The sequence below is a fragment of the Amycolatopsis sp. NPDC114504 genome (assembly GCF_055633595.1).
Genome location: NZ_JBVKDU010000002.1, coordinates 395,795 through 416,847, shown reverse-complemented (window position 1 = coordinate 416,847; position 21,053 = coordinate 395,795). Strand labels below are relative to the sequence as shown.

25 protein-coding genes and 1 pseudogene are annotated in these 21,053 nt (G+C 70.4%); 15 read left to right on the top strand and 11 right to left on the bottom strand.

The features are described from left to right. Nucleotides 1–22: 22 nt before the first annotated feature. On the bottom strand, nt 23–799 hold the full coding sequence (locus tag ACZ7PG_RS13590; RefSeq protein WP_470239409.1) for a helix-turn-helix transcriptional regulator: 777 nt from the start codon (nt 797–799) through the stop codon (nt 23–25). A 50-nt stretch (nt 800–849) separates the two neighbouring features. Here ACZ7PG_RS13590 and ACZ7PG_RS13585 point away from each other — a divergent pair, with 50 nt between their 5' ends. Next, nucleotides 850–1,263, top strand: a complete 414-nt coding sequence (locus ACZ7PG_RS13585; RefSeq protein WP_470239408.1) for a DUF2000 family protein — start codon at nt 850–852, stop codon at nt 1,261–1,263. 101 nt (nt 1,264–1,364) lie between these two features. Further along, on the top strand, nt 1,365–1,829 hold the full coding sequence (locus ACZ7PG_RS13580; RefSeq protein WP_470239407.1) for a hypothetical protein: 465 nt from the start codon (nt 1,365–1,367) through the stop codon (nt 1,827–1,829). On the opposite strand, the gene ACZ7PG_RS13575 is transcribed toward ACZ7PG_RS13580, so the two are convergent. The 4 genes from ACZ7PG_RS13575 to ACZ7PG_RS13560 are packed head-to-tail and all read right to left on the bottom strand — an operon-like array spanning nt 1,819 to nt 4,047. Continuing rightward, nucleotides 1,819–2,508 (bottom strand): hypothetical protein, encoded by a 690-nt coding sequence (locus ACZ7PG_RS13575; protein WP_470239406.1) that lies wholly within the window; start codon nt 2,506–2,508, stop codon nt 1,819–1,821. The two genes, ACZ7PG_RS13580 and ACZ7PG_RS13575, sit on opposite strands and share 11 nt — an antisense overlap. Next, nucleotides 2,505–3,122 (bottom strand): class I SAM-dependent methyltransferase, encoded by a 618-nt coding sequence (locus tag ACZ7PG_RS13570; RefSeq protein WP_470239405.1) that lies wholly within the window; start codon nt 3,120–3,122, stop codon nt 2,505–2,507. The genes ACZ7PG_RS13575 and ACZ7PG_RS13570 overlap by 4 nt, the downstream gene beginning before the upstream one ends. Nucleotides 3,123–3,131: 9 nt before the next feature. Beyond that, a complete protein-coding gene (locus ACZ7PG_RS13565) occupies nt 3,132–3,512 on the bottom strand; it encodes a DUF2203 domain-containing protein (RefSeq protein ID WP_470239404.1) in 381 nt (126 codons plus the stop codon). Between the two features lie 25 nt (nt 3,513–3,537). Beyond that, entirely contained in the window at nt 3,538–4,047 is a 510-nt protein-coding gene (locus ACZ7PG_RS13560; RefSeq protein ID WP_470239403.1) for a hypothetical protein, read from the bottom strand. A gap of 260 nt (nt 4,048–4,307) precedes the next feature. Here ACZ7PG_RS13560 and ACZ7PG_RS13555 point away from each other — a divergent pair, with 260 nt between their 5' ends. Continuing rightward, nucleotides 4,308–5,531 carry an NADP-dependent isocitrate dehydrogenase gene (locus ACZ7PG_RS13555; protein WP_470239402.1) on the top strand — a complete coding sequence of 408 codons (1,224 nt, stop codon included), beginning with the start codon at nt 4,308–4,310 and terminating at the stop codon, nt 5,529–5,531. Nucleotides 5,532–5,713: 182 nt separating this feature from the next. Further along, nucleotides 5,714–6,010: an SH3 domain-containing protein gene (locus ACZ7PG_RS13550; RefSeq protein ID WP_470239401.1), complete on the top strand. Its 297-nt coding sequence runs from the start codon at nt 5,714–5,716 to the stop codon at nt 6,008–6,010. A 4-nt stretch (nt 6,011–6,014) separates the two neighbouring features. On the opposite strand, the gene ACZ7PG_RS13545 is transcribed toward ACZ7PG_RS13550, so the two are convergent. The 3 genes from ACZ7PG_RS13545 to ACZ7PG_RS13535 form a co-directional block, all read right to left on the bottom strand. Beyond that, nucleotides 6,015–6,626, bottom strand: a complete 612-nt coding sequence (locus ACZ7PG_RS13545) for a permease (RefSeq protein ID WP_470239400.1) — start codon at nt 6,624–6,626, stop codon at nt 6,015–6,017. A 79-nt stretch (nt 6,627–6,705) separates the two neighbouring features. Further along, nucleotides 6,706–7,281 (bottom strand): TetR/AcrR family transcriptional regulator, encoded by a 576-nt coding sequence (locus ACZ7PG_RS13540; RefSeq protein ID WP_470239399.1) that lies wholly within the window; start codon nt 7,279–7,281, stop codon nt 6,706–6,708. Nucleotides 7,282–8,025: 744 nt separating this feature from the next. Next, nucleotides 8,026–8,751: an MBL fold metallo-hydrolase gene (locus tag ACZ7PG_RS13535; protein WP_470239398.1), complete on the bottom strand. Its 726-nt coding sequence runs from the start codon at nt 8,749–8,751 to the stop codon at nt 8,026–8,028. Nucleotides 8,752–8,786: 35 nt separating this feature from the next. On the opposite strand from ACZ7PG_RS13535, the gene ACZ7PG_RS13530 reads away from it, so the two are divergent. Beyond that, nucleotides 8,787–9,593 (top strand): exodeoxyribonuclease III, encoded by an 807-nt coding sequence (locus ACZ7PG_RS13530; protein WP_470239397.1) that lies wholly within the window; start codon nt 8,787–8,789, stop codon nt 9,591–9,593. Here the strand turns inward: ACZ7PG_RS13530 and ACZ7PG_RS13525 are convergent. Next, nucleotides 9,590–10,063 carry a cupin domain-containing protein gene (locus tag ACZ7PG_RS13525; RefSeq protein ID WP_470239396.1) on the bottom strand — a complete coding sequence of 158 codons (474 nt, stop codon included), beginning with the start codon at nt 10,061–10,063 and terminating at the stop codon, nt 9,590–9,592. The genes ACZ7PG_RS13530 and ACZ7PG_RS13525 overlap by 4 nt on opposite strands. Before the next feature lie 82 nt (nt 10,064–10,145). Between ACZ7PG_RS13525 and ACZ7PG_RS13520 the strand changes: the two genes are divergently transcribed. Then, the gene (locus ACZ7PG_RS13520) at nt 10,146–10,646 is read left to right on the top strand and encodes a MarR family winged helix-turn-helix transcriptional regulator (RefSeq protein WP_470239395.1); all 501 of its coding nucleotides are present in this window, start codon (nt 10,146–10,148) and stop codon (nt 10,644–10,646) included. A 58-nt stretch (nt 10,647–10,704) separates the two neighbouring features. On the opposite strand, the gene ACZ7PG_RS13515 is transcribed toward ACZ7PG_RS13520, so the two are convergent. Next, a complete protein-coding gene (locus ACZ7PG_RS13515; RefSeq protein WP_470239394.1) occupies nt 10,705–11,433 on the bottom strand; it encodes a chitinase in 729 nt (242 codons plus the stop codon). 459 nt (nt 11,434–11,892) lie between these two features. On the opposite strand from ACZ7PG_RS13515, the gene ACZ7PG_RS13510 reads away from it, so the two are divergent. The 7 genes and pseudogenes from ACZ7PG_RS13510 (at nt 11,893) to ACZ7PG_RS13480 (ending at nt 17,892) form a co-directional block, all read left to right on the top strand. Then, nucleotides 11,893–12,243, top strand: coding sequence for a hypothetical protein (locus ACZ7PG_RS13510; RefSeq protein ID WP_470239393.1), 351 nt, complete (start codon nt 11,893–11,895; stop codon nt 12,241–12,243). 443 nt (nt 12,244–12,686) lie between these two features. Further along, nucleotides 12,687–13,721, top strand: coding sequence for a tryptophan--tRNA ligase (gene trpS / locus ACZ7PG_RS13505; protein ID WP_470239392.1), 1,035 nt, complete (start codon nt 12,687–12,689; stop codon nt 13,719–13,721). A 3-nt stretch (nt 13,722–13,724) separates the two neighbouring features. Further along, nucleotides 13,725–13,945, top strand: a pseudogene (locus ACZ7PG_RS13500) (AAA family ATPase); the annotation flags it as partial. 311 nt (nt 13,946–14,256) lie between these two features. Then, nucleotides 14,257–15,273, top strand: coding sequence for an inner membrane protein YhjD (yhjD, locus tag ACZ7PG_RS13495; protein ID WP_470239391.1), 1,017 nt, complete (start codon nt 14,257–14,259; stop codon nt 15,271–15,273). Between the two features lie 56 nt (nt 15,274–15,329). Further along, nucleotides 15,330–16,436, top strand: coding sequence for an acyl-CoA dehydrogenase family protein (locus ACZ7PG_RS13490; protein ID WP_470239390.1), 1,107 nt, complete (start codon nt 15,330–15,332; stop codon nt 16,434–16,436). Between the two features lie 8 nt (nt 16,437–16,444). Next, a complete protein-coding gene (locus ACZ7PG_RS13485) occupies nt 16,445–17,449 on the top strand; it encodes an NADP-dependent oxidoreductase (RefSeq protein WP_470239389.1) in 1,005 nt (334 codons plus the stop codon). Beyond that, a complete protein-coding gene (locus ACZ7PG_RS13480) occupies nt 17,446–17,892 on the top strand; it encodes a winged helix-turn-helix transcriptional regulator (protein WP_470239388.1) in 447 nt (148 codons plus the stop codon). The genes ACZ7PG_RS13485 and ACZ7PG_RS13480 overlap by 4 nt, the downstream gene beginning before the upstream one ends. Here the strand turns inward: ACZ7PG_RS13480 and ACZ7PG_RS13475 are convergent. Then, on the bottom strand, nt 17,889–19,139 hold the full coding sequence (locus tag ACZ7PG_RS13475; RefSeq protein ID WP_470239387.1) for a D-alanyl-D-alanine carboxypeptidase family protein: 1,251 nt from the start codon (nt 19,137–19,139) through the stop codon (nt 17,889–17,891). The genes ACZ7PG_RS13480 and ACZ7PG_RS13475 overlap by 4 nt on opposite strands. 43 nt (nt 19,140–19,182) lie before the next feature. On the opposite strand from ACZ7PG_RS13475, the gene ACZ7PG_RS13470 reads away from it, so the two are divergent. Further along, the gene (locus ACZ7PG_RS13470; RefSeq protein ID WP_470239386.1) at nt 19,183–19,419 is read left to right on the top strand and encodes an SCO4848 family membrane protein; all 237 of its coding nucleotides are present in this window, start codon (nt 19,183–19,185) and stop codon (nt 19,417–19,419) included. 63 nt (nt 19,420–19,482) lie between these two features. Further along, nucleotides 19,483–20,880 (top strand): S8 family peptidase, encoded by a 1,398-nt coding sequence (locus tag ACZ7PG_RS13465; protein ID WP_470239385.1) that lies wholly within the window; start codon nt 19,483–19,485, stop codon nt 20,878–20,880. Nucleotides 20,881–21,053 lie beyond the last annotated feature (173 nt).

The window sequence follows — 21,053 nt, the reverse complement described above, 5'->3', positions numbered from 1 at the left end:
GGCCATCTTGACACAACCCGGGTCAGCGAGTCTTGGAGTACCGCGCCGGGGTCGTGCCCAGGTACCGCTTGAAGTGCCGGGTCAGGTGGGCCTGGTCGGTGAACCCGGTCACGGCGGCCACCTCGGCGGCCGGGGAGCCGTCGAGCAGCAGGCGGCGCGCGCTGTCGACGCGGCGGCCCGTCAGGTAGCGGTGCGGTGGCAGGCCGAACCTCGCCCCGAAGCAGCGGACGAGGTGTGCCGGGTGCGCGCCGAGCGTCTCGGCCGCTTCGGCCAGCGTCAGCGCTTCGGGCAGCTTCGCGTCGAGGAGGTCTCGCAGGTCGTCCGCGAGCCCGCGTTTCGGCGGGTGCGTGTCCGGGTGACCCAGGTGCGTGCGCAGCCGCTCGGCGACGAGCGCGAGCCGGCTTTCGGCCTCCAGCGCGTCGCCCGGCTCGGCCAGCGACGCGTGCAGCTGGTGGATCCGGGTGCGCAGCAGCCCGTCGGCGACGCTCGGCTGGTCGACCGCCGCGCCGACGAGGTGCTCGCCCAGCACCGACGTCTCCAGGTAGAGCACGCGCTTGCGGAAGCCGTGGCTGGTCGCGGCCCGCCCGTCGTGCGCGACGTTCGGCGGCAGCAGCGTCACGGCCGGCCCGAGGGCACCGTGGTGGTGGCGGTCGAGGTCGTAGCGGATGACGCCGTCGTCGACGATCAGCAGCGTCCAGGTGTCGTGCGTGTGCAGCGGGTAGGCGTGCGTGATGAAGTGGGCGTGGAAGACCTCGGCGATCCCCGGGACCGCCGGCCGCCAAGCTTCCACGTGGGCCATGTCAAGAACGTACAAGACGCGCGCGTGCCCGGCGGGCGAGTCTTCGGGGCATGACTTCCTTCGACACGAAGATCGCCGTCCTGCTGCGCGAGGATCTGGCGTCCTGGCAGCGGCTCAACGTCACCGCGTTCCTCGTGAGCGGGATCGCCCACGTGACGCCGGAGCTGATGGGTGAGCCGTACTTCGACGCCGACGACACCGAGTACCTGCCGATGTTCGGCCAGCCGGTGATGGTGTTTTCGGGCACGGGCGACGTCCTGACGGCGGCCCACACCCGCGCGCTGGGCCGCGGCCTGCGGATCTCGATCTTCACCGACGAGCTGTTCCACACGGGCAACGACGTCGACAACCGGGCGGCGGTCCGCGCGGTGCCGGGGGAGAAGCTGGCACTGGCCGGCCTGGCGGTGCACGGCCCGAAGAACGCGGTGGACAAGATCCTCAAGGGCGCCTCATTGCACCGTTGAGACCTATCCCCGGGCCCGGTCGCGCTGCCAGCATGATCGTGATGCCGCACCAGGCGGCCTCGGGATGGGGAGGTTCCGTGAATTCACTTCGTCGTGCCTGCGTGATCTTTGCGGCGGCGTCCGGGCTGGGCTTGACGCTCGTGCCGATCGCGTCGGCGGACCCGGTGCGGACGGTGGACTACACCTCGGACGAGGGCGCCTGGCCGATGCAGGGCAGCGCCCACTACGCGGCACCGGATGCCGAGATCGCGACGTGGAACCACGACGGCAGGCTGACGATCGACGTCGACGCGGGCTTCGAGTACCTGCGCATCGAGCTGAGCGCCCCGGCGGGCGAGTCCCTGCACCCGGGGACGTACACGGGCGCGCGCTACCGAAGCCCGAGCGACCCGGCGTCGACGACCCCGGGCATCTCCGTGGTCACGGGCGGCTTCGGCTGCGGCGACGACTACGCGGACTTCACGATCGACCGCATCGACGCGACCGGCGTGGACCTGACGTTCGTCCAGCGTTGCGGCAGCCCGGACGGCCCGGCCACCCGTGGCGAGGTCCACTTCACGGCCTGAGCCGCTCGACGGGCGGCAGCGTCCCGGCGGTCACCCAGGCGGCCCAGTCGGCGGGCCGGAACACGCAGTTGCCCGACCACACGCGCTCCGCGTGCGCGCCGAGCAGCTGTACGGCCCGCCAGAGGTCTTCGTCGGCGTCGTGGCGATCGAAGGTGACCCAGTCTCCCGCTATCCGGCAGAAGACCCCGGTCAGTGAGCTCGCCAGCCGGTCCCGGCGCTGGAGGAACCAGCCGTCGGGGTCGGCGGGCGTGCCCGCGTCGCCGCCGTACGTGCGCCACACCACGTCCGGTCCGAGCCGGGCCGGGAGGTCGAGCGCCACCGCGGACTCGAAGCCGCAGCGGTTCGCGTCCGGCGAGGGCGGTACCGGTCGCGGCTCGAGCCCCAGCGGCTTCAGCTCGAAGTCGGCCGCCGTCACCCGGATCCGGAGCGGCGCGAAGAACTCGACCGTCACCAGCCCGTCGTGTTCCCAGCTCCACGGTTCTTCCAGCGAGTGGTCCGGCGCCGGCGGCCCGGCCGCCGCCAGCTCACCCGGGTCGGCGGTCAGCTCGAACACCTCGACCACGGAGACCTCGCCCGGCACGAGCCGGTACTCCGTGTACGCCTCCAGCCGCAGCGAAACACGGCTGCCGTCCGCGGTGACCTCCGTCAGGTGGCCGTCCGCGAACCGCTCCAGGTTCACGGGGCCGTCGCGTGCACGAGGAACACGCTCCGCACCCGGTCGCCGCCATCAACGGTGAACGTCCGAGCCGAAACGTCCACGAACCCCGCCGAAGACGCCAAAGCCGCCGCCCCGGCCTCTTCGAGCGGAAACGACAAATCCCCCGGCACGAACGCCGCGAACGGCCCCGAAGGTTTGAACCGCGCCCCCGACACCACCGAGAACGCCAACCGCCCGCCCGGCCGGAGCACCCGCAGCCAGTCGGCGAACGCGACCGCCCCCAGGAAGTGCAGCGAGGACGCGCACAGCACGACGTCGGCCGACCCGTCCGGCGACGGCATCGGCACCGCCGGCCCGACCTGCCAGGTGATCACCCCGGACGGATCCAGCGATGCGGCTTTTGCCGAAGCGCGGGCCACCATCGCCGGCGAGAGATCGACAGCCAGCACGCGAGACGGCTTCAGCTGCAACGCCGCGTACGCCGCGAAGCCCGTCCCGGTGGCGACGTCCAGCACGAGCCCCGGCCCGGCCGGCAGCGGCGCGACCAGCGCGTCGGCCACCTGGGCGTGGAAGGTGTCTTCGTCGTAGCGCTCGGCCGTGCCGTCGAAAAGGGCAGCTCTCGATGCGTGGTCCACGCACCCAACCTAGTCGGGCCGACCAGCGATTTTCAGGGGCCGGCGACCGGCGAAACCCAGGTCGGTGCGGTGGTACCAGCCCAGCTCGCGGTCACCTTCGAGCCAGCACAGCAGCACGTCGACGCCGTCGACCTCGGCCGGGAAGTCGACCAGCAGCGGCGCGAACCCCTTGAGCTCGGCGCCGGTGCGCTGGACGGTCGTCATCAGGTCGTCGAGCCGGGCCTGCGCGGCCTTCCACTCGGGCAGCCCGCCCAGCTCGGTGGCCTTCCCACCGGGCCGCAGCGACGCCGCGAGCTCGGCCGCGTCGGCCCGGACGCGCACCAGTTCGTCGAGGACCGGCCGCAGCTTCGCCAGTTCGTCGCAGGCTTCGGCGACGGTGAACAAACCCATCGCCCGATGATCCCATCGACGCGGTTCAGGCCTCTCGGCGCCGCCGCACCAGCGCGTTGGCCAGCCCGCTGCCGACCAGCAGGAACCCCACGCCCAGCAGGCCGCCGATGAAGAGGAAGTCCATGACGCCGTACGCGATGTCGCTCTTCGGCATCAGGTTCACCAGCCGGAAGCCCCAATCGGGCACGGCCATCGCCGCGACGCCGGGCAGGACGCCATAGATCAGCCCGCCCAGGATCGGGCCCACCGCCGAGAGCGCGCCGAGCGACGCGACGACCAGCAGCAGGATCGCCCCGCCGGCCAGCAGCGCGATGCCCAGCGAGTCGCGGTTGGTGCTCAGCGTCGCCTGGATCAGCTGCTGCTGGCGCAGCCCGCCCCAGCTCAGCAGGCCCAGCGCGACCGGCGTGAGCAGGAGCCCGCCCAGCGCGCTGACCAGGTGGGCGACGCCGCGGCGCGGCCGCTCGTCGAGCGCTTCCGTCGTGTCGTCGTAGTCTTCGTAATCGTCTTCGTACTCGCCGTACCGATGGGTCGACATGGCCGTCACCTCCCGCATGATGAGTTCACGGATCGCATCGTGCCTTGGTTCACCCGTCGGCGCGACGATCGCTCGGCGAGCGGTCGGATCGGGTCACCGGCGGGTTCCGCCCGGTGAGCCGTACCACATTCTCCGGGTGGAGACTTGATACCGGCCACTGCTTGACCCGGTCGGCCCCATCAAGCAGTACGCTTGTACCGCTACCGGCGAGACTCATCTGGAAAAGAACGCGAAGATCCGCGGAAGGAGCACCGCTGCTCATGGCCAAGATCAAGGTCCAGGGCACCGTCGTCGAACTCGACGGCGATGAGATGACCCGCATCATCTGGCAGTTCATCAAGGACAAGCTGATCCACCCGTACCTGGACGTGAACCTGGACTACTACGACCTGGGCATCGAGGAGCGGGACCGCACCGACGACCAGGTCACGGTCGACTCCGCGTACGCGATCAAGAAGCACGGCGTCGGCGTCAAGTGCGCCACGATCACCCCGGACGAGGCGCGCGTCGAAGAGTTCGGCCTCAAGAAGATGTGGCTGTCCCCGAACGGGACGATCCGCAACATCCTCGGCGGCGTCATCTTCCGCGAGCCGATCGTCATCCAGAACATCCCGCGCCTGGTGCCGACGTGGACGAAGCCGATCATCATCGGCCGCCACGCCCACGGTGACCAGTACAAGGCGACCAACTTCAAGGTCCCCGGCCCGGGCACGCTGACCGTCAGCTACACCCCGGACGACGGCTCCGAGCCGATGGAGTTCGAGGTCGCGAAGTTCCCCGAGGGCGGCGGCGTCGCCATGGGGATGTACAACTTCAAGAAGTCCATCGAGGACTTCGCGCGCGCCTCGCTGCAGTACGGCCTCGACCGCGGCCTGCCGGTCTACCTCTCCACCAAGAACACCATCCTCAAGGCCTACGACGGCCAGTTCAAGGACGTGTTCGAGGAGATCTTCCAGGCCGAGTTCAAGGCCGACTTCGACGCCAAGGGCATCTCCTACGAGCACCGCCTGATCGACGACATGGTCGCGGCGGCGATGAAGTGGGAGGGCGGCTACGTCTGGGCGTGCAAGAACTACGACGGTGACGTCCAGTCCGACACGGTCGCGCAGGGCTTCGGCTCGCTCGGCCTGATGACGTCGGTCCTGCGCACCCCGGACGGCCGGACCGTCGAGGCCGAGGCCGCGCACGGCACGGTCACCCGGCACTACCGCCAGCACCAGCAGGGCAAGCCGACCTCGACGAACCCGATCGCGTCGATCTACGCGTGGACCCGGGGCCTCGAGCACCGCGGCAAGCTGGACGGCAACCAGGAGCTGATCGGTTTCGCGAACAAGCTCGAAGAGGTCGTCGTCGAGACCGTCGAGAGCGGTCAGATGACGAAGGACCTGGCGCTGCTGATCAGCAAGGACCAGCCGTTCCAGACGACCGAGGAGTTCCTCGCGACGCTGGACGACAACCTGGCCAAGAAGATCGCCCAGGGCTGAGTTCGTTTGTGAAGAGCCCCCGTCCCGGTTTCGCCGGGGCGGGGGCTTCTTTTCGCGCACGGTGCGTCACCGGTGGTCGTCCCGGTTGGCGCCTCCGGGTGGTTGCTGCGTCCGGCGCTGTCGGTGCGGGTAAAGGATTGCCTACCCTTGGCGGGGGATGGGGCACGCGGTTGGAGGAAGGCATGTCGAAGAAGACTCTGATCATCTTGGGCGCCATCGTCCTGGTCGTCATCGTCTACGTGATGAACACGGACAAGCAGGCCTCGGGAGCGTCGGCCACCGGGTGCAAGGTGACCGTCACCGCGGACGTCCTCAACGCCCGCGAGACGGCCGACGGCAACGCGAAGATCGTCGGCAAGTACCTGCGCGACGCCTCGTTCGACGCACTGCCGGGCGTGCAGAACGGCTTCCGGAAGGTGGCCGACGACAAGTGGGTCGCCGCCGCGTTCACCGCACCGGTCGCCGGGTCCGCCTGCTGATCCTTCACACGCCGAGCAGGTCCGCCGCGAGTGTGACGACGCCGAACGCCGCGGCGGACAGGCCCAGCGTGCGAGCGCGCTTCGGGTCGCGTTTGGCCGCGGCGCGCCAGTAGAGGCCGATGCCGACCGCCAGCATCAGCAGTTCGACGACGGCCGAGACGGCGGGCAGCCGCCAGAGCCCGAAGCCGAACGTGGGCAGGTCGCCGGCGTTGCCGGGCAGGATCGGCAGGTCGGCGCGGTGCACGACGAGGTCGAGCAGCCAGTGTGAGAAGACGACGCCGGCGAGGATGAGCCCGGTTTCTTTTCGGGGGTTCCGGGTGGCGGAGCCCCCGGCCTCGGGCGAAGCCCGAGATGTCACAGCTTCGCGGCCGAGCCAGTGTGCGGCGACCGCCCCGAAGAGCGCGGCGAGGACGAGCGCGCCGACGAGCGAGTGCGTGTAGTCGGCGTGGATGACGCCGCCGCCGTAGCCCGCGCCGTCGACCGTCTCGATGCCGCTGAGGTAGAGCGGCACGAAGACGACGTCGAGCCAGGCGGTGGCGAGCATGAGCGTCCAGATCGGGATCGCCGGCCGCCCCGCCTTGACGGCGGCGGCCAGCCCGAAGTGCCCGGCGATCATCTGCGGGCCTCCGTCCAGGGGAAGCGGGCGTCGAGCACGCCGAGCCCGACGGTGAAGAGGAGCAGGGCGAGGATGAAGCTCATGGTTTCTCCGCGTAGTTCGTGAGGCCTTGGACGAGCATGGATTTGAGGACTTCGAAGCTCTGGTCGACGTCTTCGGGCCGCCCGAAGCCCCCGGACGCTTCGAGCCCGCCGAACCCGTGCACGGCGGCGCGCAGGCACCGGGTGGCGTGCACGGCTTGGACGTGTTCGAAGCCGAACGGCCTGAGCACGGCGAAGACGACCTCGGCGACGGCGTGGGTGGCGCGGCTGAGCTCGGTGTCCGCCTCGTCGGGAGCGGTCGTCAGCGCGTTGGTGCGGTGCGGGTGCCGCCGCAGGTAGGCGCGGTAGGCATCGGCGATCGCTTCGACGGCGTCGGCGCCTTCACGTCCGGTGGCGGCGGTCCTGAGCGCGTCGGCCATCTGCTGGACGACTTTGAGGTCGATCAGCCGCCGCAGGTCGGCGAGGTTTTTGACGTGCTTGTAGAGCGACGGCGCGGCGACGTTCGCACGGTCGGCGACCTTCGCGAGGGTCAGGGCGTCGGCGCCGGAGTCGTCGACGATCTTGAGGGCGAGGTCGACCACCGCGTCGGTGGTCAGTCCCGCTCTAGGTGACATGGGGTTGGCTACTTGGCATAGCTTTAAAGCTAATGATCGTAGCTCCGGGCGTCAAGGACCGGTTTTTGTCGGTGGTGGGTGTTAGAACTTTCGTGAGCCGAATGAGGAGGTGGGGTGACGTCCGGGGAGCGGGCGACAACTGAATGCGGCACGGGCTGAGGTGCGGTGTCCGCGGAGTCTCCAGGGGGAGTTCCGCGGGCTCGAGGGCCGAGGGTGTGCGGCTTGGTGGTGCGGGAGTGGAGCCTGGGGACCGCGCTCGGACGGGGGTCGGAGCGCGGAGGTGAGGTTCCGCCGTGGCGCCGGGTCGTGCGTGCCGGGACGGGCGGAGTCGGGGCGGGCCGCGCTGAGGCGGGTCGGCCCAGGCTGGCGAGCCTGGCCGAGCGGGCAGGGCTGGCGGAGCTTGAGCGGGCCGAGCCAAGGCGAGTAGGCGAGCTGAGGCAGGCCGGCGAGCCGGGCGACGCGGGCTGAGGCAAGCCGGCGGGCTGGGCCTGTGCGGGCTGAGGCAAGCAGGCGAGCGGGGCCAGGCCGGAGAGCTGAGCCTGTGCGGGTCGAGCCGATGCCGGCCGAGGTTGGCTGCGCCAGCCGGGCAGCCGAGCCAGCCAAGTGGGGCAGGGCGGGCGGAGCTCGAGCAGGCTGGGCCGAGGCAAGCAGGCGCGCTGGCCCAAGCCGGCTAGCCGAGCCTGCGCGGGCCGAACCGGCGCCGGCGGAGCCTGGCTGCACAGCCAAGCCGCGCCGGCGCGAGGGTCAGAGCCCGACGGCCAAGCCCTCCTCCGCGACCAGCACCTCCCCGCCGAACTCCGCGCGTGCCTCGGCTGCCGCAGCCCCACGGTCCGTGCCAGGCCAGAAGTGCGTCAGCATCAGCCGGCGCGCTCCTGCCTCGGCCGCCCACTGGCCTGCCTCCGTCGCGGTCATCAAGTAGCGAGGCTCCCCCTCCGCCGGTGGGGTGCGGAGGGTGGCGTCGCAGATGAGCAGGTCCGCGTCGCGGCCGAGGTCGGCCAGGGCCGGCGATGGTCCCGTGTCGCCGGTGTACGCCACCGTGAGCCCGGGTGCCGTCAGGCGCACGCCGAAGTTCGGCAGGTAGTGCGGCAGCGGGTACGCGGTCAGGTGGAACGGTCCGACGTCGGCCGGTGCGCCGAGGTCGTGCACCTCGAACAGCTCCGTCGGGTGCGGTCGCGGCTCCATCGCCTCCAAGCGCCGGAGCGTGCCGGGCGTGCAGTGCAACGGCAACCGGCCACCTGGACCCGTGTAGTACCAGGCCCGCCCGAGCGCGCTCACGTCCGCGCAGTGGTCGGGGTGCTCGTGCGTCACCACCACGGCGTCGGGCAGCCCGTGCGCGAACAGGCGCGACGCCGCGCCGTACCCGAGGTCGAGGACGACGCGGAACCCGTTGTGCGACAACAGGAATCCCGCGCACGCCCGCCCGGCCTCCGGGAACCCGCCGCAGCTGCCGAGCACCGTCAGCTCACCCATGCCCGGCAGTCTGGCAGAGCGGCCCGGCCGGTAGCGTGCAGTTCGTGCTGACCGTCTCCACCGTGAACGTCAACGGCCTCCGCGCCGCCGCCAAAAAGGGCTTCGTCGAGTGGCTCGCCGCCACGAAGGCCGACGTCGTCTGCTGCCAGGAGGTGCGCGCCACGGCGGAGCAGCTGCCCGCCGAGGTCGTCGCGCCCGAAGGCTGGTTCGCGGTGCACGCCCCCTCCGCCGCCAAGGGCCGCAACGGCGTCGCCGTCTACAGCCGCGTCGAGCCCGAAGAGGTCCGGATCGGCTTCGGGGAACCCGAGTTCGAAGACAGCGGCCGCTACCTCGAGGTCCACCTGCCGAACGTCGTGGTCGCGAGCCTCTACCTCCCCAGCGGGGACGTCGGCACCGAGCGCCAGGACGAAAAGAAACGCTTCATGGCCGCGTTCCTGCCCTACCTCGTCGAACTCCGCGCCAAGGCCGCCGCGGCCGGGCGCGAGGTCGTCGTCGTGGGGGACTGGAACATCGCCTACGACACCGTCGACCTCAAGAACTGGCGCGGCAACCGCAAGAACTCCGGCTTCCTCCCCGAGGAACGCGCCTGGCTCGGCCGCGTCTACACCGAGGCCGGCTACACCGACGTCCAGCGCAGCCTCGACCCCGAAGGCCCCGGCCCCTACACCTGGTGGTCCTACCGCGGCCAGGCCTTCGACAACGACTCCGGCTGGCGCATCGACTGCCAGCTCGCGACCCCCGGACTCGCCGGGAAGGTCGTCGACGTCGTCGTCGAGCGCGCCGCCGCCTACGACCAGCGCTGGTCCGACCACGCGCCGGTCACCGCCACCTACGACATCTAGGCCGCGCGGGCCGCGCGCCAGGTCGCGCTATCCACGAAGTGGTTGTCGAACCGGTCCTGCGACGCCAGGATCTCCGCCGGCGACGCCTCGCCGCGCCGGATCCGGTCGATCATCCGGAAGTACTCGAAGCGCTCGACGCCGGGCGTGAACACGATCAGCACGTCCGCGCCCGACCGCATCGTCGCCCCGAACGCGTGATTCGTGTGCGGCGGCACGAACAGCATGTCGCCGGTCCGCACCGTCACGACGTCTTCGCCGTTCAGGACCTCCAGCTCCCCGTCGAGCATGAAGAACATCTCGGCCGACGAGGTGTGGAAGTGCGGCGTCGCGCCGTCGCGCCCGCGGCCCAGCGAGGCGCGGTTCGTGCTCAGGTGCCCGCCGGTCTGCGAGACGTCCGCGAGCAGGGTCATCGTGTCGGGGGTCGAGCCGAGCTGCTCGGCTTCGTCGTGGCGTACCAGCAATGTCGTCATGCCGGTGATGGTTCCACGCCTGATAGTTCGCTGTCAAACTATCAGGCGGCGAATAGTGCTGGCGTCGAATAGAGTGGGCGGGGTGAGTGACGAAGACGCCGTCGACGCCGTCGTGTCGGCCTGGCACCGCGAACGCCCCGACCTCGACCTGACCGCTATCGGCGTGGCCGGCCGGATGGGCAGGCTCGCGCTCGTCCTGGGCCCGGCCCAGGAGCGCGTGTTCGGCAAGTTCGGCCTGCAACGCGGGGAGTTCGACGTCCTGGCGGCGCTGCGCCGGTCCGGGACGCCATACACGCTGATCCCGTCCGAGCTGTCCGCGACGCTGATGATGTCCCGCGCCGGCATGACGAGCCGTCTCGACCGGCTGGAGAAGGCGGGGTTCGTCGAGCGCGCGCTGGACCCGAACGACCGCCGCAGCTTTCGCATCCGCTTGACGGACAAGGGTTTCGACGCCGTCGACGCCGCGATGACCGAGCACACCGCGAACGTCTCGGCACTCCTGTCCGGACTGTCCGAAAAGGACCTCGGCCTGCTCGACGACGTCCTGCGCAAGCTCCTCGGCCACCTCGATCCCCAGACCTGACAACCGAAAAGGGCCTCCCCGGCAGCACGCCGGGAAGGCCCTTCTCGCCGCGCCCGGCTCAGCAGGACAGGTTGCCGCCCGTCGGAACCCCGAGGATCCCGGTGATCTGCGTGTACTTGTCGACCCGGCTCTGCACCTGCGCCGGGTTGCCGCCGTTGCACTCGATGGAACCGTTGATGCTGCGGATGGTCTCGCCGAAGCCGCGCTGGTTGACCATCGCGTCGTGCGGCGTCATCGTGCCCGGCCCGGTCTGGGTGTTCCAGTACCAGAGCCCGGTCTTCCAGGCGACGGCCGCGTTCTGCTCGACCTGGTACGGGTTGCCGAGCAGGTCGATGCCGAGGGCGTCACCGGCGGCCTTGTAGTTGAAGTTCCAGCTCAGCTGGATCGGGCCGCGGCCGTAGTACGCGGCCTGGCCGGCCGGGCAGCCGTAGGGCTGGCTCGCGTCGCAGTAGTGCGGGTAGTTCGCGGTGTTCTGCTCGACGACGTAGACGAGGCCGCCGGTCTCGTGGTTGACGTTCGCCAGGAAGGCGGCCGCTTCCTGCTTCTTCACGGTGTCGTCGCCGGTGTTGGCGAAGCCGGGGTAGGCCGACAGCGCGTCGGTCAGGCCGCTGTAGGTGTAGAAACTGTTGCGGCTGGGGAAGATCTGGTTGAACTGGGCCTCGCTGACGACGAACGAGGCGTCCGCAGCGGCGGACGCGGTGGTGGCCGGGAGCACGACGGCGGCGGCCGCCGCGGCGAGCGCGCTCACCGCCACTCCCGTGCGCTTCAGGAACCGGGTGATCGACATTCGGGTCTCCTCTTGTCTTGGTCACGCCGGTCGTGCGCGGTCCGACCGAGCCGAATGGGTTACACCAAGAGGTATAGACCAATCTCTTTCGTGTTAATCGTTTTCCGATTAAGAGTGCGCGATCGGAGCAGTGGTCACTGCGGCGAATGGCAGAGGGTGAGTCCGGATTGCGATGTGTGAGTGATGGCTGACAAGACAGTCGCCGGTCATTCTCTACTGTGCGTATGAGCGTTTCGTCTTCCGCAACACCCACTCGGGTGGCGGCGTGAACCCTGGGGGTGCTCGGATCGTGTTCTCGGTTGGGCGCTAGTCTCGGCCGCCTAGTCGATCGGTACCTCCGGGTCTTGACACACTCGGTAGTTTTTTGACCAGCAGCATGCAGCGACTCACTCGTATGGGTGAGCGTCTCGCTCATCACTCGCGGGAGGCACTCCGGTGCGCAACCCAGGTCAAAGCCTGATGCGATCCACGCTGCGCGGATTCCGCGCGGTGGCGGTGGTCGCGCTCGTCCCGGCCGCGCTGCTCGTGGCCGGCGGCGGGAGCGCGTTCGCCGACGTCGTGACCGCGCAGACGGACTCAGGTGCGGAGAGCTTCGGCGTCCTCGGCCCGGTCGGGCTGGTGGCGGTCGCGCTCGGCATCGTCGGCATGACGCTGGGTGTGCTGCGCCAGCGCCGGAAGACCCGCATCGCGGAGGCGGCCCCGGCGGTCCCCGAAGCGCCCGGCCCGGTCACGGCGATGGCGGAAGCGGTCCTGGGCGAGCCCGACGCCACGCCGACCCGCCCATTCCTCACCCAGCACCCGCACGCCTGACGCACTCACCGCGCCCGGCCCACCCGCCGCGCGTGACCAACCCCGGCGCGTTTGCTCCACCCGGCGCCCGCCTGGCCAACCCGGCGCGCCTGCCCCAACGAGCCGCCCGCTTGGCCAAACCGGCGCGCCTGCCTCAACCTGGCGCCCACCTCGCCAAACCGGCGCGCACCTGCCCCGACCGGCTGCGGGTCCACGCCGTGTCGTCCGCCCAGGTACGCGTGTCGTCCGTTCAAGTACGCGTGTCGTCCGTTTCGGCACGCGAGTCGACCCCCGGGTACGCGTGTCGACTCCCCAATCACGCGAGTTGACCCTCCAATCACGCGTGTCGCCCCTCCGATCACGCGACTTGCCGCCGATACCTCGCGCCCGTCGCAGGTTGGAAGAATCCCCAGCTTGGGCCCCCTCGGCACCCGCCACGTCGTCCGGCCTGGAAGAATCCTCACGTGTCCGAAGAGCAGACCGTCGCAGCTGACCGCCGCCCGCGGGTCCTGTCCGGGATCCAGCCGACCGCCGACTCGTTCCACCTCGGCAACTACCTCGGCGCGCTGCGCCAGTGGGTGCGGCTGCAGGACACCCATGAGCCGTTCTACTGCGTGGTCGATCTGCACGCCGTCACCGTCGAGCAGGACCCGAAGGTGCTGCGGCAGCGCACCCGCGTCTCGGCCGCTCAGCTGCTCGCCATCGGCATCGACCCGCAGCGGAGCGCTCTGTTCGTGCAGAGCCACGTCCCCGAGCACGCTCAGCTGAGCTGGGTCATGGAGTGCCAGACCGGGTTCGGCGAGGCCGGCCGGATGACGCAGTTCAAGGACAAGTCCGCGAAGCAGGGCTCCGACCGTTCCAGCGTCGGCCTCTTCACCTACCCGATCCTGCAGGCCGCGGACATCCTGCTCTACCAGGCCGACGCGGTCCCGGTCGGCGAGGACCAGCGCCAGCACCTGGAGCTGACGCGCGACCTCGCGCAGCGCTTCAACAACCGGCTGGGCAAGACGTTCGTCGTGCCCGAGCCGTACATCATCAAGGACACGGCGAAGATCTACGACCTGCAGGACCCGACGGCCAAGATGAGCAAGTCGGCCTCGAGCGCCAACGGGATCGTCGAACTGCTCGAAGACCCGAAGCGCTCGGCGAAGAAGATCCGCTCGGCCGTCACCGACACGGGCCGCGAGGTCAAGTTCGACACCGAGAACAAGGCCGGCGTCTCGAACCTGCTGTCCATCTACTCGGCCCTGACCGACCGGACGATCGCGGACCTCGAGGCGGCGTACGAGGGCAAGGGCTACGGCGACCTGAAGAAGGACCTCGGCGAGGTGTTCGTCGAGTGGGTGACGCCGATCCAGGAGCGCGCGAAGTCCTATTTGGACGATGTGACGGAATTGGACAAGGTCCTCGCGGCGGGTGCGGAGCGCGCCCGTGACGTGGCCTCGAAGACGCTGGCCAAGACGTACCAGCGGATCGGGTTCCTGCCGCCCGTCCGTTGACGCGTGAAGCTGATCCTGCTCAACGGCCCGCCGGGCAGCGGCAAGTCGACGCTCGCCCGGCGCTACGCCGACACCCACCCGCCGGCGCTCGCGCTGGACGTGGATCGCGTCCGCGCGATGGTCGGCGGAACGCCGGCGAGGCGGGCCTGCTGGCGCGGGACCTCGCGGTGGCGGCGGCACGGACGCACCTGTCCGCGGGCCACGACGTCGTGGTGCCGAAGCTGACGGTTTGCCTTGTGTTCTGCGGACTCGGAGCCGCCGACCCGAAAGCAGCCCCCGCCCTTCCCTTGGGGGGCGTCCCCAAGTCCAGTCTATCGGCGCCCCCCGACGAATCGGACTTTCGTGGCGCCGGGCGAGTAGCTTGTCCACAACTGGCGAGGACTGTGGACAACCGGTGGGCCGAGCTGCGGGGAGTCGCACGTCCGCTATGGTCACACCGCCTCCGGCCGCGGAGGACGCGAAGGCAGGCCGCCGTCCCTCCCTCACGTGAGCCGCTCGCGTTGCGGGAGTCACCGGGCGTGGTTAGCGTTTCACGGTGGCGACCGATGAAGTACAGAAGGAAAAGCTCCTGCCGCGGCTGCGGCGGAAGTACCCGTGGCTCGATCACCTGATCCGCGCCAACGATGCCTTCACCGAGCGCTACGGCAACCACTACGCCGCCGCCATCACCTACTTCAGCGTGCTGTCGGTCTTTCCGCTCTTCATGGTCGCCTTCGCCGTCGTCGGTTTGGTCGTCAACCATGACCAGACGATCATCACCAAGATCACCGACGGCATCAACAGCTCTGTGCCCGAAGGCCTGAAAGACCTCGTCAACGGCATCGTCAAGGGCGCGCTGGACTCCGGTGGCGGCATCGGGATCTTCGGTCTTCTGATCGCCCTCTACTCCGGCGTCGGCTGGATGTCGAACCTGCGCGACGCGCTCACCGCGCAGTGGGGCCAGGAGAAACAGCCTCAGCCCGTCGTCAAGCAGACGCTCAAGGACCTCGTCGCCCTCGTCGGGCTCGGGGTCGCGCTGATCGTCTCCTTCGCGCTGACCGCGGTCGGCGGTGGCGTCGGGCAGTTCCTGCTCGAACTCGTCGGGCTCGCCGACCAGACCTGGGCGATCTACCTGCTCCGCGCGGCGACGATCGTGCTCGGCCTGGCCGCCAACACCCTCGTCTTCCTCTGGGTGATCGCCCGGCTGCCCCGCGAGCAGGTCGCGCTGCGCAGTGCCGTCAAGGGGGCCGTCGTCGCCGCCATCGGGTTCGTCATCCTGCAGCAGGTCGGCTCGATCTACCTGGCCAGCGTCACGAAGTCGCCGTCGGCCGCGCTGTTCGGGCCGGTCATCGGTTTGCTCGTGTTCGCGAACCTCGTCTCGCGCTTCCTCCTGCTCATCACGGCGTGGACCGCCACCGCGAAGGAGAACCAGCACGAGGTCGTCCAGCCCCCGCCGCCGGTGCGGCTCGAGCAGGCCGTCACCGTGCAGCGCGGGCCGGGGCTCGGTGCCGTCGCCGGCGCGTTCAGCGCCGGGGCGCTGCTCGCGTGGCTGGGTGGCCGTCGCAAGTCTTGACAGCGAGTGGGTCGGTAAAGAAACTGAACCGGTAAGAAATGTGAACCGGAGGTTTCATGCTGGACGCCGCCCGCGAGTGTGCCGCCCTCGCCCAGACGCTCGCGCCCGTCACCGAGCAGCGGCGCGCGTTGCCCGCCGAGCTCGTCGCCAAGCTGACCGACGCCCAGCTCCTGCGCAGCGGCGTCCCCGGCCACCTGGGCGGTCCTGAAGCGCCGCCAGCCCTCAGCCTCGAGACCGCGGAGACGGTCGCGCGCGGCGACGCGTCGGCCGGCTGGTGCGTCTCGATCGCCGTGACGAGCAGCCTGCTCTCCGCCTACGCCCCGCCGAAGTGCGCCGAGGAGGTCTTCGGCGACCCGAAGACTGTCGCCGCGGGCGTCTGGGCGCCGCGCGGGGCCGGTGCGAAAACCGACGGCGGGTACGTCGTCTCCGGCCGGTGGCCGTTCTGCAGCGGCATCCCGCACTGCGACTGGCTGTTCGCGGGGTTCGTGCACGAGAAGGAGCTGTACGTCGCCGCGTTGCCCAAGGCCGAGATCGAAGTGCTCGACACCTGGCACACCAACGGCCTGCGCGGCACCGGCAGCCACGACTGCGTGGCCGACAACCTCTTCGTCCCCGAGCACCGCGTCTTCTCGGTGATGGGCGGGCCGCCCGCGGACGCCGTCGCGCTGCACCGCTTCCCGCTCTTCGGCTACTTCGCGCTTTCGGTCGCGGCGGCCGCGCTGGGCAACGCGCGCGGGGCGATCGACGACCTCGTCGAGCTCGCCTCGACGCGCAAGCCCCTCGGCTCGAGCCGGTCGCTGGCCGAACGGTCGCAGACCCAGGCCGCCGTCGCGGAGGCCGAGGCCGCCCTGCGCGCCGCGCGGCTGCTCTACTACACGAGCATCGACGACGCCTGGCAGGCCGCGCAGGGCACCGAACCGGTGCCGGACCGGCTGAAACTCGGCCTGCGCCTGGCCGCCACGCACGTCACGCGCACCGCCGCGAAGGTCGCCGAAAGCATGTACGACCTGGGCGGCGGCGCGGCGATCTACGAGACTTCGCCGTTGCAGCGCCGCTTCCGCGACGCCCACACCGCGACCGCCCACTTCCAGGTCAACCCGGCCAGTTTCGAGCTGTCCGGCAAGCTGCTGCTGGGCGTCCCCGCCCGCACCGAACAGCTCTGAGGAGTCCCGTGCCCGTCAACGCCCAGTACCGCCTCGCCGCCCGGCCGGCCGCCGGGCTGCCGAAGGACACCGACTGGCAGTACACCGAAGAGGCCGTCCGGTCGCCCGGCGAAGGGGAGTTCCTGGTCGAGGTCCGGTACCTCTCGCTGGACCCCGCGATGCGCACGTGGATGAACGCCGGCCGGTCGTACGTGCCGCCGGTCGGGATCGGCGAAGTCATGCGCGCGGCCGGGATCGCCGAGGTCGTCGAGTCGCGCCACCCGGGCTTCCGCGCCGGGCAGAGCGTGTTCGGCACCTTCGGCGTCCAGAACTTCGCCGTCTCGGACGGCAAGGGCGTCACGATCGTCGACACGTCGCTCGCCCCGGCGCCGACGTTCCTCGGCACGCTCGGGATCAGCGGGATCACCGCCTACTTCGGGCTGTTCGACGTCGGCCGGCCGGAACCGGGCCAGACCGTCGTGGTGTCCGCCGCGGCCGGGTCCGTCGGCATCGTGGTGGGCCAGCTCGCCAAGATCCACGGCTGTCGCGCCGTCGGCATCGCCGGTGGTGCCGAGAAGTGCCGGACGCTGGTCGAGGAGTACGGCTTCGACGCCGCCGTCGACCACCGCGCCGGGAACGTCCGCGCCGACCTCAAGGAGCACGCGCCCGACGGCATCGACGTCTTCTTCGACAACGTCGGCGGGGACGTCCTCGAAGCGGCACTGGCCCGGCTCGCGCGCGGGGCCCGGATCGTGCTCAGCGGCGCGGTTTCGCAGTACAACAGCACCGAAGGCCCGCGCGGTCCGGCCAACTACATGCAGCTGCTGGTTCGGCGCGCGTCGATGACCGGGTTCGTCTTCTCCGACTACGCCGAGCGCTACCCGGAGGCGATCGCGGCGCTGGCCGGCTGGCTGGGCGAGGGCAGGCTGAAGGCGCGCGAAGACGTCGTCGAAGGCGGGATCGCGAAGTTCCCGGAGACGCTGCTCAAGCTGTTCCGCGGCGAGAACACCGGCAAGCTGGTGCTGGCGCTGTGAGCGACCTGACGCACCGGTTCACGGCGGACTCGGTCGGGCGCGCGCTCGACCTGGTCGGGGAGCGGTGGAGCCTGCTCATCCTGCGCGAGACGTTCTTCGGCGTGCGGCGCTACGGCGAGTTCGCGCGCAACCTGTCGATCCCGCGCCCGACGTTGTCCGCCCGCCTCAAGACGCTCGTCGAGGCCGGCGTGCTGGCGCGCGTCGAAGAAGTGCCGGACCGTCCCGAATACCACCTCACGCAGGCCGGACGGGACCTCTTCGGCGCCGTCGTCACGCTGATGCAGTGGGGCGACAAGCACCTCGCCGGCCCGGAGGGGCCGCCGATCCTGTTGCGGCACAACGACTGCGGCGAGATCACCGAAACGTACGTCGCGTGTGGACACTGCGGCGGCGCGATCGCCACCGGCAAGGTGACGCCGGAACCCGGCCCCGGGTACCGCTAGTTCGCGGCGTTCCCGCGCCGGCGCCCGACCACGAACCCGGCGACGATGATCAGGAACACCACCAGCGTGATGATCCAGCCGGTGACGCCGAACGGGTCTTCCTTGGCGGCGGTCGACGCGGCCGAGGACGTCCCGCTGTTGCCGGTGCCGCCGTCGGCGGCCACGGACGGGTCGCTGCCGCCGTCGGGCGTCGCCACCGGGGCCTGGTAGCTGATCTGGCCGACCGGCACCGCGCGGTCGGCTTCCAGCGCGAAGCCGTAGTCGAGCAGCTTCGCCGCCTGGTCGACGACCCTCGTCGGCTTCTGCTCGGCGCGCAGCATGACGACCGCGAGCCGCTTGCCCTTCTGCTGCGCCGCGCCGACGTAGGTGTGGCGGGCGTCGTCGGTGAAGCCGGTCTTGCCGCCGAGGAAGCCGGGGTAGACGCCGAGGAGCTTGTTGTCGTTGTAGACCGGGATGGCCGGTTTGCCGCCGGTCGCCGGGATCTCGAAGTTCTTCGTCGAGACGACCTTCGCGAACTCGGGCTGCTTCATCGCGTAGTGGAAGATCAGGCTCAGGTCGTAGGCCGAGGTCGACATGCCCGGCCCGTCGAGCCCCGACGGCGTCGCCGCGCGCGTGTCGTGCGCGCCGATGCGGGCCGCCAGCGCGTTCATCTTGGTCACCGCGGCGTCGACCCCGCCGAGCGCCGTGGCGAACGCGTGCGCGACGTCGTTGCCCGAGTGCATCAGCAGGCCGTGCAGCAGCTGGTCGACGGTGTACTGGCCGCCGGCGACGAGGCCGACGCAGGTGCACTCCTGCTCGGCGTCCTCCTTCGTCGCGACGAGCACCTGCTGCGGGTTCAGCTGCGTGACGACGGCGAGCGCGAGCAGCGTCTTGATCAGCGACGCGGGCCGCTCCCTGGCGTGCGGGTCCTTCGCCGCGATGACCGCGCCGGTGTCGAGGTCCTGCACCACCCACGACGCCGCGGTGGTGCCGTCCGGCGGGTTGAGCGCGCCGTCCGGGGTGACCAGGCCGCACTCGGCCATCCGCGGGCCGCCGACCGGGACGGCGGGCACGGCCAGCGCCGCCGGGGCCTGCTGGCCGGGGGCGGGCTTCTCCGACGTGTCGACGGGAGCCGGCGGTGCCTGGCGGTTCGCGCACTGACCCGGCTGCGGCGCCGCGGCCGCGAGGACCGGGGTGCTCAGGGCCAGGAGAGCGGCGGCGAGCGTCGTCGTGAAGACCTTGAGCGACCGGGAGACAGCGGAGTGCACCCACGCAATCTAGCGCCGAGGCGCGCGTCGCATACTCAGGGGCATGCGCATTTCCCGACGGACCTCGCTGTTCCTGCTGGCCTTCGGCGTGTGGTCGTGGATCATCTGGATCACGTTCGCCAAGAACCTGTGGGCGAGTGACCAGTCCTGGACCCCCGACGGCTCGCCGACCGCGTACTTCATCGTGCACGCGGTGCTGACGGTCGTGTCGTTCGTGCTCGGGACGATCATCGGCGTGCTGGGATGGCGCGCGTTCCGCGCGTCCCGGGTCGCCTCCTGACTTTGGTCGGTGGCGCGGTCCCCGGGGCCGGTTTAGGTTGACGCCACTGACTCTGGAGGTGGAATGTCCCGTTTACGCCGAATGGCGGCCCCGCTCGTGCTGGCCGTCGGGGGCGGCCTGTTCGCCGCGGCACCGGCCGCCGAGGCCGCACCGGTCGCCTGTGACACGACGAGCCCGTCGTACACGTACGTGGTGACCTACCAGCCGGGCACGCGCGCTTCGGCCGTCGACAAGGAGCTGGCGGCCAAGTGCGGCACGAAGGTGGCGTACTACGGCGAGATCGGCGTCGCGATCGCCAGCTCGCGCAACGCGGACTTCCAGCAGAAGATCGGCGTCTACCGGGCCTATTCAGGCGGCAAGGACGTGGCTTCTGCGGCTGGGGCGGCCCGCTCTTCGCTGGGCGCGGTCCGGACGCTGGAGGACACGCGTTCTGTTGCCGCTGCCGGTGACCTGTCGGCCCAGCAGTGGGACATGAAGGCGATCCACGCGCCGGAGGCGAACAAGAAGTACCAGGGCAGCCGTTCGGTGACGGTCGGCGTGCTGGACTCGGGCATCGACGCGACGCACCCGGCGTTGAAGGCCGCGGTCTCGCCGTCGGAGTCGGCGGGCTGCATCACGGGGGCGGCGGACACTTCGCCGGCCTCGTGGGCCCCGACGACGTCGGACCACGGGACGCACGTGGCGGGCACGATCGCGGGCAAGGACCCGGCGGCGGGCTTCACGGGCATCGCACCGGGGGTCAAGCTGGCCTCGGTGAAGGTGGTCAACGACGACGGCTACATCTTCCCGGAGTCGGCGGTGTGCGGCTTCGTGTGGGCGGCCAAGCACGGCTTCCCGGTGACGAACAACAGCTACTACATCGACCCGGGCATGTTCTTCTGCTCGAAGGAGCCAGGCGACGCGGCGGCGTACGAGGCGGTGCGCCGAGCGATCGAGTTCTCGACGCGCCACGGGGTCTTGAACGTATCGGCGGCGGGCAACTCGGGCTTCGACACGACCGCGCAGACAACGGACCCGAACCGGCCGCACCCGGTGGACAAGTCGTGCGGCATCCTCCCGAAGGCGATCGACGGCGTGGTGACGGTGTCTTCGGTGGGGTATGCGGGGACGAAGTCGTCGTTCAGCAACTACGGGTCGATCGATGTCACGGCGCCGGGCGGGGACTTCTCGCAGCTGCCGCCCACCGGTGAAGGACCGTCGTGCCCGCTGTCGACGACGGTGTTCGGCGGTCCGTACGGCTCGAAGTGCGGAACGTCGATGGCCTCACCGCACGCGGCCGGGGTGGCGGCGCTGATCGCGTCTCGCTTCCGTGGGCTGCCGCCGCAGTTGCTGGCCCGAGTCCTGACGGGCGAGGCAGACCCGGTGAAGTGCGCATCGACGGAGACGGAGTGCACAGGCCCGGCGAAGAACAACTCGTACTACGGCCACGGCCTGGTCAACGCCCTGGACGCGGTCCGCTAGCGACACCCGATAAAGGAGCTGCGTGGTCATCCCGTCGCCTGAGGCCGTGAAATCACTTTGAGCCGGGCCCGCAACCCACAGCGCAACGCGAGACAGCGACGCAAGCTTGCGGGCCCGGCTCAAAGTGATAGGCCTCAATCAGGCGACGGGATGACCACCCAGCGGCCCACCTC